A 13,433-nucleotide genomic window follows, 5' to 3' on the forward strand; every position below is an offset into this window, starting at 1 on the left:
GCGTGTCTCCGGTCAGGGGAATCGTGTGCTGCGCAGGTAGTGTAGCAAGCCCGACGCACCGCGACGGCGACACGCTATCAATGAAGTATCTTGCCCAGAAATTCCCTCGCACGCTCGGAGCGTGGATGGGCAAAGAACGCGTCCTTGTCGTCGTCTTCGACGATGCGCCCGTGGTCCATGAAGATCACCCGGTGCGCGACCTTTCTGGCGAAGCCCATTTCGTGCGTGACGCACATCATCGTCATGCCTTCCTGGGCCAGCTCGACCATCACGTCCAGCACTTCGTTGATCATCTCCGGATCGAGCGCGGAAGTCGGTTCGTCGAACAGCATCGCGACCGGGTCCATCGATAACGCCCGCGCGATCGCCACGCGCTGCTGCTGGCCGCCGGACAGCTGCGCGGGGTACTTGTCCGCGTGCGCGCGCAGGCCGACTCGCTGGAGCAGGCGCAGCGCCTTGTCGGACGCTTCGTCTTTCGAGCGGCCCAGCACTTTCGTCTGCGCAAGCGTGAGGTTCTCCGTGATCGACATATGCGGAAACAGCTCGAAATGCTGAAACACCATCCCGACCTTCGAGCGCAGTTTCGACAGATTGGTCCGCTTGTCATGGACGGACTCGCCGTTGATCGTGATGTTCCCGCTCTGAAACGGCTCGAGTCCGTTGACCGTCTTGATGAGGGTCGATTTGCCAGACCCGGAAGGCCCGCAGACCACGACCACTTCGCCTTTGCTGACCGTGGTGGTGCAGTCGGTCAGAACCTGAAACTGGCCGTACCACTTCGACACGTTACCGATGGAAATCATGCGCGAACCCGTTTTGAAAGGACGTTGGACACCGTGTCGAATTTCAACGATGTCTGCCGACCCGATACCGGCGTTCGAGCGCGCGCGCATACCAGGTCAGCGGAAAGCACATCGCGAAGTACAGCAACGCGACGAGGGCGTAGATCGGGAAAGGGCGAAACACTGCGTTCGTGATCATGGTGCCGGTCTTGGTCAGCTCCGTGAGCCCGATGATCGACGTGAGCGCGGTGCTCTTCACGACCTGCACGAGAAAGCCGACGGTGGGCGGCACGGCGATCTTCCATGCCTGCGGCCACACGACGTAGCGCAACTGCTGCGTCCATGTCATGCCGAGGCTCGCCGCCGCGCTCCATTGACCGCGCGGCACCGCTTCGACGCAGCCTCGCCAGATGTCGGAGAGATAGGCGCCGGTATAGAGCGTGAGCGTGACCGTCGCCGCAGCCCACGGCGACACTTCGACGCCCAGCAGCGGCAGGCCGAAGAAGCCGAGGAAGAGCTGCATCAGGAGCGGCGTGCCCTGGAACACTTCGACATACAGCACCACGAACCTGCGCAGCCACGGCAACGGCGACACGCGCATGGCGAGCAGCACCAGCCCCGTCAGGCCGCCGCCTGCGAACGCGATCACCGAAAGCAACAGCGTCCAGCGCGCAGCGAGCATCAGATTGCGCGCGATATCCCATAGCGTGAACTCGATCATCGTGAACGCTCCTTCGGAAGGCCGCGACCGGCCAGGGCTGCACGCACGGACAGGAGGCCGCGCAAGCCGCGTCGCGGCGCAATCGTGACGCCGCGGGCGGCCCGCCCTGCGAACAGCCGCCGGCCGACCCGGTTGATCAAGAGGCGCAGCACGATCGACAGCAGCAGATAGATCGCGGTGACGATCACGTAGCATTCGAACGATCGGAAGTTGCGCGACTGAATGAAACTGGCGGCATGGGTCAGATCCGCCACCGAGATCTGCGACACGACCGCGGAGCCGAGCATCACGATCAGGACCTGGCCGAGCAACGCCGGAAATACGTTGGCAATCGCCTGCGGCAGCACCACGTGGCGAAACACGTGCGGGCCGCGCAAGCCGAGCGCCATCGCGGCCTGAACCTGTCCGCGCGGAATCGAGTCGATGCCCGCCCGGACGATTTCTATCGCATACGCGCCGAGATTCACCGTCATTGCGAGCACGGCGGCTTCCATTTCGCCGATATGCACGCCGAGGCTCGGCAGCCCGAAGAACACGAAGAACAGCTGCACGAGAAACGGCGTATTGCGAATCAGCTCGACGTACGCAGCTACCAAGGCGCGAACCGGCTTCGATCCCGTCACGGCGATGCACGCTCCGCCGATACCGACCAGACCGCCCAGGACCGTCGATACGGCGGTGAGACCCAGCGTGACCGCGACACCATGCGCGAGCACGTCCGCGTAGAGACCGAAGTCGCTGAAATCGAACGTGTAGGTCATCGAGGTATCCCCGGCGCGCGAATGGACGAAAAGGCGCAGCGCATCACAGATCGGCCGGCAGCGGTGCGCGCAGCCACTTCTGGGAAATGGCGTTCATCGTGCCGTCCTTCTTCGCGGCTGCGATGGCTTCGTCCACCTTCTGCTTGAGGCGCGGTTCGTTCTTGTTCAGACCGACATGATCAGGCGAACTGAACAGCGAAAATTTCTGCTCGGGATCGTTCGAGGGGTGACGGGCGATGATGGTCGCGCCCACGTCGTTGCCGACCACGAGCAATTGCGTCTGCCCGGCCAGAAACGCGGAGATCGCGCCATTCGGGTCGTCGAAGCGCTTGATGGTCGCGGACGGCGGCGCGACCTTGCTCACGCTCAGATCTTCGAGCGTGCCGCGCGCAACCGCGATGCTCTTGCCGGCCAGATCGCCCGCGTTCTTCACGGCCAGCGTTTTCGGACCGAATACGGCGAGGTTGTACGGCGCATACGCCTGCGAGAAGTCGATGACCTTTTCGCGCTCCGGCGTCTTGCCGACCGAGAGCAGCATGTCGGCCTTATGGTCGACGAGGTACGCCATGCGGTTGTCGCCCGTGACCTGAATCAGTTCGACCTTCGCGTTGAGCGTCTTGCCGATGAGGCTGGAAACGTCGATGTCATAGCCTTGCGGCTTCATGTCCGGCCCGATCGAGCCGAACGGCGGATAGTCCTCGAACACGCCGATCCGCACGACGCCGGATTTGCTGATGGAGTCGAGCGCATCGGCTTGCGCGAGCGGCACGAATGCGCAAAGGCCCACGACGCCGGAGAGGGCGAGGGTGGCGGACGCGCGCTTGAGGAAGCGCTGCACGGAAGTCGTCGTGTTCATGGGGTGTCTCCTGTGACTGTGTTTTGGTCGGCGTGAATCAGTGCGCGGTACGTGCCGCGATGAGCTTGCAGGCATGCGGAGGCAACTCCGCGAAGATGGGCATGCCAACCCGCAGGTCCGGTGTTTCGCGCGGGGTCGTGGCGGCGGTGAGCGTGAAGCCGGCGCAATCGATGGTGGCTTCGAGCGACGAGCCGACATCGCGGATGAACGCCACTTTGCCGGCCAGCACATTCGGTCCCGGATTGGCCATGACCGAGCGCATCGATACATCCTCGGGGCGAATCAGCAAGCGGACATCACCTGTTGCGTCGACTGCGCGCAGCGCGCCGTCGACGATAATCTGCTGGCCGCCCGGGAGCGCGATGCGATCCGTGCCGTCGAGCGTGACGGGCAGGATGTTGCCGAGACCGATGAAATCGGCGACGAACTCGCTGACGGGATTGCGATAGATGTCGAGCGGCTTGCCGACCTGCGCGATGCGTCCTTTTTCCATCACGACGATTTCGTCGGCCATCGTCATGGCTTCGCGCTGGTCATGCGTCACCATGATCGTCGTGATGCCGAGGCGTTGCTGCAGCAGGCGGATTTCGACCTGCATCGCTTCGCGCAGCTTCGCGTCGAGCGCGGAGAGCGGTTCGTCGAGCAGCAACAGCTTCGGCGACGACGCGATCGCGCGCGCGATGGCCACGCGCTGGCGCTGCCCGCCCGAGAGCCGCGAGATGGGCCGGTCCGCCATATGCGGCAACTGGATCAGCTCGAGCAGCTCGGCGACCCGCGCCGCCTGCGCGTCCTTCGCGACGCGGCGCAGCCGCAGCGGATAGGCGATGTTCTGCGCCACCGTCATGTGAGGAAAGAGCGCGAGCGACTGGAACACCATGCCGAAATCGCGCTGGTTCGCCGGCACGTGCGTCAGATCGCGCCCGGCGAATGCGACGGTTCCGGACGTCGCCGTTTCGAGGCCCGCGATGATCCGCAACAGCGTCGTCTTCCCGCAGCCGGAGGGTCCGAGAAAGCACACGAGCTTGCCGTCGGGCACGGCGAGATCGACGTGGTCGACTGCATATGCGGTGTGAAAGCGCTTCGTCACCGCCTGAAGTGTCAGATGAGTCATGAGGGTTCCCTTTCACAGCGCGACTTCACAGCGCGACGCCAGCGTCGCCGACCAGTTTTTCGAGCAGCCAGATCAACGCGAAATCGATGAGCACGATGACGACCGCGAACGAGAACACGGTCGGATCGAGCGATGACACGGTGCGGCTGTACAGCCAGATCGGCAACGTCATCGTGTCGATGCCGTACAGAAAGAACGTCACCGTGAATTCGTTGAACGAGATGATGAAGGCGAACAGCATGCCGGCCAGAATGCCTGGCCGCATGAGCGGCAGAACCACATCGACGATCGCGCGGCGCGGGCTCGCGCCCATCAGGCACGCGGCTTCCTCGAACTCGGGGCCGATCGAGGCGACCGACGCGGCGCAGTTCTTCACCGTGAACGGCAAGGCGAGAATCACGTGCGCGATGATGAGCCGGAAGATGCCGAGCTCGACGGGCAGCACGTTGAACACGAGCAGCAGCGAAAGCCCGAGCATCACGAGCGGATAGACGAGCGGCAGCGCGACGAGCTGTTCGATCACGGCCTTGCCGCGAAAGCGGTAGCGTGAGAGCGCGTAGGCGGCGGGCACCGAGACCGCGGTGGCGAGCAGCATCGTCGAGATCGCGACGATGAAGCTCGTTGTCAGGGCAGTGCCCATCGAGAGCACATCGCTGGCGTCGGGCGACAGGAACGTGTGCCACCCGGCGTGATACCAGCGCAGTCCGAAGCTCTGCGGCGGGAATTCGAGCGTGTCCGACGTGCCGAACGACATCGTGATCATCGTCAGGATCGGCAATGCCGCGAGAAACAGCACGATGGTCGCGAGCAGGCTGGTCGCGCGGCTCAGCCGTCCCGGCATGATCGCGGAGAGGCGCAGGGTACTCATGAGCAAGACTCCTCCGTGCGTTGCATGCCGCGCACGAGCCGTTGCGAGACCGACATGACGACGAGCGTCGCCACCATCAGCACCACGCCGGATGCCGACGCCGCCGGCCAGTTCAGGAGCGGCGCGACCTGATCGTGCACCAGCACGGCGAGCATGGGCACGCGCCGCCCGCCGAGCAGCAGCGGCACGGCGAACGCGCTCGCGTTGTAAGCGAAGACCAGCAGGGCGCCGGACACGAGGCCGGGCATCGCGAGCGGCAGCACGATGTGGCGCAACGTCTGCCCGCGGCTTGCGCCGAGCGTCGCGGCCGCTTCCTCGTAGGAGCGCGAGATGGCGCGCATCGCGCTCGCGAGTGGCAGCACGGCGAGCGGAAACGCGGTCTGGATCAGGCCGAGCAGCACGCCGTTCTCACGGTAGAGCCACTGCAGCGGTCGCTGCACGACGCCGGCGGCGAGCAACGCATGATTGAGCATGCCCGCCGGTCCCAGCATCACGAGCCAGCCGTAGCCCTGCAGCAGCAGGTTGACGAGCAGCGGCAGGAGCACGCCTGCAAGGAGCAGCCGGCGCGCGAGCCGCGACTCCGTGCGCGCCATGGCAAGCGCGACAGGAATCGCGAGCAGCACCGCGCAGATCATGCTTTGGAACGCGAGCTTCAGCGTGAGCCAGAGCGAACGCAGAAAGTACGAATCGGCGAGGTCCGCGTAGTTGCGCAGCGTGAACGCATGCCACTCGTTCCCCGACACGCCGATGCTCATGCGCAGCACCGCGAGCGAAGCCGCGATGAGCACGGCGAGAAACGCCAGGATCGGCGCGAGCAGCGCCCAGGGCGGCACCCTGGGCAACGCGGGAGCCGCCGGCTGCCCGACGGCTTCGTCTGCCATTGCGCCTGTCCTGCGACGGAAAAGGAGTGCGGACATGGATGTCAGGCCGAGAAGATTTCCGTGTAGCGCTTGATCCAGGCCGGCTGCACCGCCGCCAGCGCCTTGTCGTCGTGCAACACGGCGCTCTCGGCGATCTGTTGGGCAGACGGCACGAACGCGCGGCTTTCGGCGGGAATCACGGCCTTCGAGTTCACCGGACCGTTCAGCACGTCGGCGGCCATGCGGCCTTGCACGCCGGCGTCGAGAGAATGGTTGATGAACGCGTGGATCAGGTCGATATCGCCCGGATGCGCCTTCGGGATGACCGTGAACATCAGTTGTGTCGCGAAGCCTTCCTTCATGCCATACGTGACGGCCATCTTGTACTCGGGCTTGCGCAATTGATTGGGGAAGAACGCCGGCGAATAGATGCCGCCGATATCCAGCGATCCGGTGCGAAACAGATCGGCGACCTGGTTCGGGTTCTCGCCGAGCGTGAGCACGCGGTCCTTCAGTTGCGCGAGCTTCTTGAAGCCCGGTTCGATGTTCTGCTGCGAGCCTCCGGCCATCTTGGCGGCGATGATCGCGAGATCGACCGCTTCAGCCCACTCCGGCGGCGGCAGGAAGATCCGGCCTGCATACTTCGGATCCCAGAGCGCCTCGTAGCTCGACGGCGCCGTCTTGACCGAGGCCGTGCTGTAGAAGAGGCCGTCCGACCACAGCAGATAACCGATCCCGAAACCATTGGCGCCGGTGCGGTACTGCGCGCCGACGTCCTTCAGGTTCGGCAGCTTGTTCAGATCGGGCTTCATCAGAAGGCCGGCGTCCGCGAGGCCCGACGCGCCCACGCCCGCGAGCGTGATCACGTCGTAGGTCGGCCTGTCGCCGGCCGCCTTCACTTTCGCCACCATGCCGGAGGTGCCGTCGGCGCGGTCCGCGACGACCTGCGCGCCGGTCTTCTGACTGAAGGTCGCGGCGATGTTGCGCAATGCCGCCGCGCCGGTGTCGTCGGACCACGTCAAGAGGCGCAGCGTCTTGCCGGCAAAGCTCTTTTCCTGCGCCTTCGCCGTGCTGATGAACGGCATCGGCAGGCTCGATGCGGCGAGCGCCGCGCCGATGGTCTTGATGGCCTGCCTTCTGCCTCGTTTGATGTCTTGCATGGCTCACTCCTCGCGAAAACGGTGCAGCGGTCGGTCAATGCGGTGGGTCGATCAACAACGGCTTCGGTGAGAACACTCTAGGGATGCCAAATTTCGGCAACAATCGAATTCTCGGCATGGTTGCCATGAGCCGAACGCATGGCTCAAGCTTCGAAAAGCCTTTCAAACGGGATCGGCCGCGCTCAGGATCTGTTTGACTTCCTGGAATGCCGCGAGCCCGAACGGCCCCAGTTCGCGGCCGATGCTGCTTTTCTTGTAGCCGCCCCAGGACGTCTGAGGAAAGATCAGTTGCGGTGAATTGATCCAGACGACGCCGGCCTGCAGCGCGCCGGCCACGCGCTGGCCGCGTGGCCCGTCGCGCGTGACGACGGTTGCGACCAGGCCGAACTCGGTATCGTTGGCCGTGGCGATCGCATCGTCTTCCGTATCGAAGCTGCGCACGCATAACACGGGTCCGAATATTTCTTCGCGCCATATTGCGCTGTCGGTGGGAAGATCGACGAACATGGTTGGCTGAACGAAATAGCCTGCTCCTTCCGGCGCTTCGCCCTGGACCACGAGACTCGCGCCATCCGCCTTGCCCCGCGCGATGAAACGTTGCACGCGTTCGTATTGCGCGCGGTTCGTGAGCGGCCCCATCTGCACGCCGGAGGCAAACGGATCGCCGACGACGGTTCGCGCCACGCGGTCGGCGAGACGCGCGATCAGCGCCTCCGCGAGCGGCCGCTCGACGAGCACCCGCGACGTGGCCGAGCACATCTGTCCGGCATTGAAGAACGCGCCGCCCGTGACGAGATCGACGGCGAGATCGAGGTCGGCGTCCGCGAACACGACGATCGACGACTTGCCGCCCAGTTCGAGGCTCACGCCCTTGATGGATTGCGCCGCCGCTTTCATGACCTGCTCGCCGACCGCCGTGCTGCCGGTGAACGACACTTTCGACACGAGCGGATGCGTCGTGAGCGCGGCACCGACCTCCGCGCCGGTACCCGTCACCACGTTGAATACGCCGGGCGGCAGACCCGCGCGCTCGACGATCGCGGCCAGTTCCAGCTCCGGCAAGGGGGTGAATTCGGACGGCTTCAGCACGACGGTGCATCCCGCGGCGAGCGCGGGGGCGAGCTTCCACGCTGTCGTGACCATGGGGAAGTTCCACGGCACGATCAAGCCGACCACGCCCGTCGGTTCACGACGGATCACGGCGCGATGATCGCTGCTCGGAATCGCGATCTCTTCTTCCGCCGCGTCCAGCGTTTCGGCGAGTTCAGCGTAGTAGTCGAAGGTCGCGACCACGTCGCCGATGTCGATGCGCGATTCGGCAATCGGCTTGCCGTTGTTGAGCGACTGAAGCGCGGCGAGGTGCTCGCCATGCGCCTCCACACCGCGCGCAATCGCACGCAGAAAACCGGCGCGCTGTGCGCCCGATGTCTGCTTCCAGGCGCGAAATGCACGCGATGCCGCGCGCACGGCGCAATCGACATCGGCGGGGCCGCCGACTTCCACTTCGACGATCGTTTCTTCCGTCGACGGATTGACGACGGCCAAGCGCCGCCGCGTCTCGGGCACGCACCAGCGGCCATCGATGAAAAGTTGCGTGCGCAGCGGGACATCGAAAAGAGGGCGTGTCTGCGCGCTCATGACGGCACCCGCGCAAACCAGTCGGCTTCGCGAACCTCGATCACGGTCGGGACCTCGCGCGAAACGGCTTTCCGCAATTGCGCGTCGAGCGCCTGTGGATCGTCGGCGCGCGCGGCCTCGCATCCGAAGGCTTTCGCCAGCGCGATGAAGTCGGGCGTGTAGATATCGACGCCAACGGGCGAGATATCGCGCTGGTCCATGTATTTCCGGATCTCGCCGTAGCCGAAGTTGTTCCAGAGCAGCACGATGACGGGCACGCGCGCTTCCACCGCGCTCGCCAGTTCCGGCAGCGTGAACTGCAGGCCGCCGTCGCCGATCAGACACACGACCGGCCGCTCGCGCGCGGCAAGCTTCGCGCCGATCGCGGCGGGCAGCCCGTATCCGAGCGTGCCGTAGCCGGTGGACGAGTTGAACCATGAGCGCGGGGCCGGCGCATCGTGAAGAAAATTGCCCGCGTAGACCGGGCTCGTCGAATCGCCTGCGATGATGACGCCGGGCAGCGCGTCGACGATCGTGTCGATCAGGCGTTGCTGCGATCGCATCGCGGCGTCGCAGCCGGCGAAGATTGCGTTGCGCACCGCCGTCACGCGCGCCGCGCCCCAGTCGGGCGATGCGGGACGCACCGGTCGCTCGTGCAGTCTCGTCGACAGCGCGCTCAACGTCTCGCGCGAGTCGCCGACGATCGCCACGTCCGGTTGCGCATTGCGCATGACCTGCTGCGCATCGATATCGATGCGGATGAGTTGTCCGTCGATCGCGAACCCGCCATCGAAAAGCACGTCGTAGTCGGTTTCGCCCAGTTCGGTGCCGACCGCGAGCACGACGTCGGCTTCGCGAATCATCGCGCGGGTCGGCGGCAGCGACTGTGTCGAGCCGATGAGAAGGGGCTCTTTGCACGGCAGAAGTCCCTTCGCGTTGGTGGTGAGCGCGACGGGCGCCTGCAGCCGCTCGGCCAGTTCGCGCAATTCGACCGCTGCGTGCGCCGCGCCGCCGCCGGCGAGAATCAGCGGGCGGCGGGCATCGGCGAGCAGTTCGACGGCAGCGGCGAGCGCGGCGGGATGTGCGGTGGGCTTCGCCGCGCGCACAGCGGGCGAAGCCTTCATCGCATGCACCGGGGACACGATGACATCGAGCGGAATCTCGATATGCACGGGCCGTGGCCGCGCGCTCTCGAACACGGCGAACGCGCGAGCCAGCACCTGAGGCAACTCGGCGGCATCGAGCAGGGTGTGGGAGAACGCGGCGAGTCCGTCGAATACTTGGCGCTGCGAAGGAAGCTCGTGCAGACGACCGTCGCCGTTGCCGAGGTGGTTGCGTGCATTGACGCTCGATATCACGAGCATCGGAATGGAGTCGGCATAGGCTTGCGCCATCGCGGTCGCGATGTTGGTCATGCCCGGCCCGGTGATGATGAAGCACACACCGGGCTTGCCCGTGACACGCGCGTAGCCGTCGGCCATGAAGCCCGCGCCTTGTTCGTGACGAGGCGTCACGTGCCGCATCGACGAGTGCGCAAGCCCGCGATAGAGCTCCACGGTGTGCACGCCCGGGATGCCGAAGACGTACTCGACGCCGTAGTTTTCGAGCAGTGTGACGAGCGTTTCGCCACAGGTTCGAAGGCATGAGTCGAAGTGCTTGATGGATTCGCGAAGGTTCATCGGTCGTCGCATTCCTGGTTGGTTTGAGCACGGACGCGGTCGGGGTGCACGAGTCAACAGTGCGCGCTGGCGGTGGCTGGGGTGGAATCATTCTCGACGCGGCCCGGTCGTGGCGACAATCGAAAAGATCTCATGGGGCGCATGACTTCCCTGCATGAGGCCGGGAAGACCCGCATGCACGGAGCCAATGCGGGAAAGGAACGAACGATGTCTGAAGCAGAATGGCGCGATGCTGCATACTTTGACATCGCACCGCCGGGAACATCGACATGGCTAACGACCTTGCACGATCATGGCTGACCTTGAGCGCGCCCGTGGCGGCCGCGCGGGCCGCGGGCCGCCCCATCGTGGCGCTGGAATCGACCATCATCGCCCACGGCATGCCTTACCCCGAGAACATCCGGACCGCGCGCGACGTAGAGGCGCTGATTCGGGATGCGGGGGCCGAGCCCGCGACGATCGCCGTGATCGGCGGGCGAATCCGCGTCGGCGTGACGGATGGCGAGCTGGAACTGCTCGGCCGTTCGGACCACGTGCACAAGGTCAGCCGCCGCGACCTGCCGGCCGTGCTGGCCAGCGGCGAGCCTGGGGCCACGACGGTTGCCGGCACGATGATATGTGCCGCACTGGCGGGCATCGAGGTATTCGTCACCGGCGGCATTGGAGGCGTGCACCGGGGCGCGCAGGAAACGTTCGATATCTCGGCCGATCTGCAGGAGCTGGCGAAGACCTCGGTGGCGGTGGTCTGCGCCGGCGCGAAGTCCATCCTCGACATCGGGCTCACGCTGGAATACCTGGAGACGCACGGCGTGCCGGTGCTCAGTTGCGAGCAGGACAATTTCGCGGCGTTCTACACGCGCGACAGTGGCTTTCGCGCGGACTTCAGGCTGGACGACGCGGCGCAGCAGGCACGCTTCATCCGCGCCAAGTGGGACCTGGGACTCGCCGGGGGTGTCGTATTGAGCACGCCGGTGCCGAAAGCGTCGGAGATGGCGGTCGAAGAGATCGACGCTCTGACGCGGCAGGCGCTCGTCGAGGCGACGGAGCGAGGCATCACCGGCAAGGCGCTGACCCCCTTCTTGCTGGCTCGCATCCACGCGCTGACGGGCGGGCGCAGTCTGGCGACGAACATCGCGATCGTGAAACACAATGCCGAGGTGGGGGCGAGATTGGCGTTGGCGCTGGCGCATGCGAAGCCTGGGGCAGGCGAGGCCTGATGGCCGTGTTCGACGCAAAGGAGAGTGGATATGGAAACAGAGCAGCGCTCGAGCCCGCACATTCCGGCAATCGCGCCGGCGCGAACCGCGCTCATCGTCATGCATTACCAGACCGATATTCTCGGGCTCTTTTTATCGGTCGCGCCGGCGCTGATCGCCAATACGCGCAAGCTATGCGACGCGGCGCGGGCGAGCGGCGTCGGCGTTTATTTCGCCAATCTCCGCTTCAGTCCGGGCTATCCGGAAGTCAGCCCATCGAACAAGAACGGGCAGGGAATCAAACGGCTGGGTCTTTTCACCGACGACGGTATCGCGCCGGAGTTGGGCCAGCGCGACGATGAACCGCTCGTCATCGCGCACCGGGCCAGCGTGTTCTTCGGCACCGGTCTCGCGGAACGGCTCGCTGCACGAGGCGTCGATTCGCTGATCATGGCCGGTATTGCGTCGACCGGGGTCGTGTTGTCGTCGGTTGCGTATGCGAGCGATGCGGACTTTCGCCTGTACACGGTCAAGGATTGTTGTTACGACCCGGATCAGGTGGTGCATGACCATCTGTTTTCCACCGCGTTCGATTCGCGTACGACTGTGTTGTCGCTCGCGGATGCCTTGGTGCTGCTCGCGTCGAGTGTGATGGGCTGAAGGACCACTTTCGAAAAAGCGGTCCCGGCAATCTACTGAAAGATGAATCCGTCAGTTAGCATAGTAATTGCCGTAATCAATGGCGAACTCGCCATGACGCTCGCAGGACAGAGCGAAGCCGCGCGCGGTTTGGTTTCACAGTTAGCGTTGTAGCGATGCAAAACACATAAAGACCATACTCAAAGGAAAGAGCACGAACGAGAGTCTCGCGAACTGGGCCGTTCGTGAAGCGAGCGACTCTGGCATCTCGATCGCGTCAAGCGGCTTATGTGAAGCTCTCGACCGGCGCGCAAGGCGTCTACTTTTTGTACACGAAGGGCGATGGCACGCGAAGTGTGACGTATAACGCAGCGAACCTCGCGGCGCTCATCAAGCAGCGTCAGCAGCAGCTAAAGAATGCTTGCCGCGCTCGCGCGCCGATTCGCTCCGTGCACCGATAGCTCTCTATCTCAAGAGGCTAACGCGATCAAAGGCAAAGACAAACTTCGGCGCAATCGCGCTGCCTCGTTCGGCCGTGCCGTATCCAGTCAAGCAGCCTTTTGAATCCGGCACAAATCGCCCGGAGAAAACGACCCGCTGTCCGCGCGAAAGCTTTGCGACCGAATCGAACAGCCGCGTTCCCCGCTGAATCTTCGACCCGGCGTCCTGCAACTCGCCGTTCGTGCCCAGCGTCAGATTGGGCGCAATCCTGATTTCAAACCGCGCTTCGTTGGCAAGATATGTATCGATACGTTCGACCGTACCGCTCCAATTGCGAGCCTCCTTCGGCATGTTGCACAGCGAGGTGTCGCGTGCGGGTCCAATCGACTCGTGCTGGACATCATTCTCGGCGTCATCCCAGCGCTGTGCTTGATGATTCACGACCGCAATGAGCGCGGCCTCGTCTTTTGGTCGCATGTCGCCCGTCTTGGGGCAGGCAAGCGCGCCGATGCAAATCAGCGCGAAGCTTGCTACCGCAAGCGAGAGAGTGTTTCGGTTCATGATGCGTAACGCGAGAAAAGTCGCGAAGTATAGGTTTATCGCGACACAACTCTGCTAGGCGCGCTCCGATATCCCTCTCAACTCGGAATCGTGGAAGGTCCGCAAATCCTCGGCTTGGACGGCGAGCCGATGGAGACGCGTTCGCGCGTGTCGATGCTCGCGGGGGTGGGCTTCGCCGTAT

General features: G+C 64.4%; 13 protein-coding genes. 2 read left to right on the plus strand and 11 right to left on the minus strand.

From position 1 onward, the window contains the following. Nucleotides 1-77 precede the first annotated feature (77 nt). From BTHE68_RS25145 to BTHE68_RS25190, 10 genes are all read right to left on the minus strand, one after another. On the minus strand, nucleotides 78-803 hold the full coding sequence (locus BTHE68_RS25145; protein ID WP_162068981.1) for an amino acid ABC transporter ATP-binding protein: 726 nt from the start codon (nucleotides 801-803) through the stop codon (nucleotides 78-80). A 43-nt stretch (nucleotides 804-846) separates the two neighbouring features. Beyond that, nucleotides 847-1,503, minus strand: a complete 657-nt coding sequence (locus tag BTHE68_RS25150) for an amino acid ABC transporter permease (RefSeq protein ID WP_162068982.1) — start codon at nucleotides 1,501-1,503, stop codon at nucleotides 847-849. Next, nucleotides 1,500-2,264, minus strand: coding sequence for an amino acid ABC transporter permease (locus BTHE68_RS25155; RefSeq protein WP_162068983.1), 765 nt, complete (start codon nucleotides 2,262-2,264; stop codon nucleotides 1,500-1,502). The genes BTHE68_RS25150 and BTHE68_RS25155 overlap by 4 nt, the downstream gene beginning before the upstream one ends. Before the next feature lie 43 nt (nucleotides 2,265-2,307). Continuing rightward, a complete protein-coding gene (locus BTHE68_RS25160; RefSeq protein WP_162068984.1) occupies nucleotides 2,308-3,120 on the minus strand; it encodes a transporter substrate-binding domain-containing protein in 813 nt (270 codons plus the stop codon). A gap of 37 nt (nucleotides 3,121-3,157) precedes the next feature. Further along, entirely contained in the window at nucleotides 3,158-4,231 is a 1,074-nt protein-coding gene (locus BTHE68_RS25165; protein ID WP_162068985.1) for an ABC transporter ATP-binding protein, read from the minus strand. A gap of 25 nt (nucleotides 4,232-4,256) precedes the next feature. Further along, on the minus strand, nucleotides 4,257-5,099 hold the full coding sequence (locus tag BTHE68_RS25170; protein ID WP_162068986.1) for an ABC transporter permease: 843 nt from the start codon (nucleotides 5,097-5,099) through the stop codon (nucleotides 4,257-4,259). After that, nucleotides 5,096-5,980: an ABC transporter permease gene (locus BTHE68_RS25175; protein ID WP_232078056.1), complete on the minus strand. Its 885-nt coding sequence runs from the start codon at nucleotides 5,978-5,980 to the stop codon at nucleotides 5,096-5,098. Before BTHE68_RS25175 ends, BTHE68_RS25170 begins: the two co-directional genes overlap by 4 nt. Before the next feature lie 41 nt (nucleotides 5,981-6,021). Beyond that, nucleotides 6,022-7,119, minus strand: a complete 1,098-nt coding sequence (locus tag BTHE68_RS25180; RefSeq protein ID WP_162068988.1) for an ABC transporter substrate-binding protein — start codon at nucleotides 7,117-7,119, stop codon at nucleotides 6,022-6,024. A 162-nt stretch (nucleotides 7,120-7,281) separates the two neighbouring features. Then, a complete protein-coding gene (locus tag BTHE68_RS25185; protein ID WP_162068989.1) occupies nucleotides 7,282-8,757 on the minus strand; it encodes an aldehyde dehydrogenase family protein in 1,476 nt (491 codons plus the stop codon). Next, the gene (locus BTHE68_RS25190; RefSeq protein WP_162068990.1) at nucleotides 8,754-10,415 is read right to left on the minus strand and encodes a 5-guanidino-2-oxopentanoate decarboxylase; all 1,662 of its coding nucleotides are present in this window, start codon (nucleotides 10,413-10,415) and stop codon (nucleotides 8,754-8,756) included. The genes BTHE68_RS25185 and BTHE68_RS25190 overlap by 4 nt, the downstream gene beginning before the upstream one ends. Nucleotides 10,416-10,684: 269 nt before the next feature. On the opposite strand from BTHE68_RS25190, the gene BTHE68_RS25195 reads away from it, so the two are divergent. Beyond that, nucleotides 10,685-11,632, plus strand: coding sequence for a pseudouridine-5'-phosphate glycosidase (locus BTHE68_RS25195; RefSeq protein ID WP_162068991.1), 948 nt, complete (start codon nucleotides 10,685-10,687; stop codon nucleotides 11,630-11,632). A 30-nt stretch (nucleotides 11,633-11,662) separates the two neighbouring features. After that, nucleotides 11,663-12,271, plus strand: a complete 609-nt coding sequence (locus BTHE68_RS25200) for a cysteine hydrolase family protein (RefSeq protein WP_162068992.1) — start codon at nucleotides 11,663-11,665, stop codon at nucleotides 12,269-12,271. Nucleotides 12,272-12,715: 444 nt separating this feature from the next. On the opposite strand, the gene BTHE68_RS25210 is transcribed toward BTHE68_RS25200, so the two are convergent. Continuing rightward, nucleotides 12,716-13,252 carry a hypothetical protein gene (locus tag BTHE68_RS25210; protein ID WP_162068994.1) on the minus strand — a complete coding sequence of 179 codons (537 nt, stop codon included), beginning with the start codon at nucleotides 13,250-13,252 and terminating at the stop codon, nucleotides 12,716-12,718. Nucleotides 13,253-13,433 lie beyond the last annotated feature (181 nt).

Source organism: Burkholderia sp. THE68, from assembly GCF_009938265.1.
Taxonomy (GTDB): Bacteria; Pseudomonadota; Gammaproteobacteria; order Burkholderiales; family Burkholderiaceae; genus Caballeronia.

What these genes read in the sequence shown, in the direction of transcription:
- BTHE68_RS25195 (WP_162068991.1), top strand. Translation starts at nt 10,685, where the DNA reads ATGGCTAACGACCTTGCACGATCATGGCTGACCTTGAGCGCGCCCGTG.
- BTHE68_RS25175 (WP_232078056.1), bottom strand. Translation starts at nt 5,980, where the DNA reads ATGGCAGACGAAGCCGTCGGGCAGCCGGCGGCTCCCGCGTTGCCCAGG.
- BTHE68_RS25150 (WP_162068982.1), bottom strand. Translation starts at nt 1,503, where the DNA reads ATGATCGAGTTCACGCTATGGGATATCGCGCGCAATCTGATGCTCGCT.
- BTHE68_RS25180 (WP_162068988.1), bottom strand. Translation starts at nt 7,119, where the DNA reads ATGCAAGACATCAAACGAGGCAGAAGGCAGGCCATCAAGACCATCGGC.
- BTHE68_RS25170 (WP_162068986.1), bottom strand. Translation starts at nt 5,099, where the DNA reads ATGAGTACCCTGCGCCTCTCCGCGATCATGCCGGGACGGCTGAGCCGC.
- BTHE68_RS25160 (WP_162068984.1), bottom strand. Translation starts at nt 3,120, where the DNA reads ATGAACACGACGACTTCCGTGCAGCGCTTCCTCAAGCGCGCGTCCGCC.
- BTHE68_RS25200 (WP_162068992.1), top strand. Translation starts at nt 11,663, where the DNA reads ATGGAAACAGAGCAGCGCTCGAGCCCGCACATTCCGGCAATCGCGCCG.
- BTHE68_RS25190 (WP_162068990.1), bottom strand. Translation starts at nt 10,415, where the DNA reads ATGAACCTTCGCGAATCCATCAAGCACTTCGACTCATGCCTTCGAACC.
- BTHE68_RS25210 (WP_162068994.1), bottom strand. Translation starts at nt 13,252, where the DNA reads ATGAACCGAAACACTCTCTCGCTTGCGGTAGCAAGCTTCGCGCTGATT.
- BTHE68_RS25155 (WP_162068983.1), bottom strand. Translation starts at nt 2,264, where the DNA reads ATGACCTACACGTTCGATTTCAGCGACTTCGGTCTCTACGCGGACGTG.
- BTHE68_RS25185 (WP_162068989.1), bottom strand. Translation starts at nt 8,757, where the DNA reads ATGAGCGCGCAGACACGCCCTCTTTTCGATGTCCCGCTGCGCACGCAA.
- BTHE68_RS25165 (WP_162068985.1), bottom strand. Translation starts at nt 4,231, where the DNA reads ATGACTCATCTGACACTTCAGGCGGTGACGAAGCGCTTTCACACCGCA.
- BTHE68_RS25145 (WP_162068981.1), bottom strand. Translation starts at nt 803, where the DNA reads ATGATTTCCATCGGTAACGTGTCGAAGTGGTACGGCCAGTTTCAGGTT.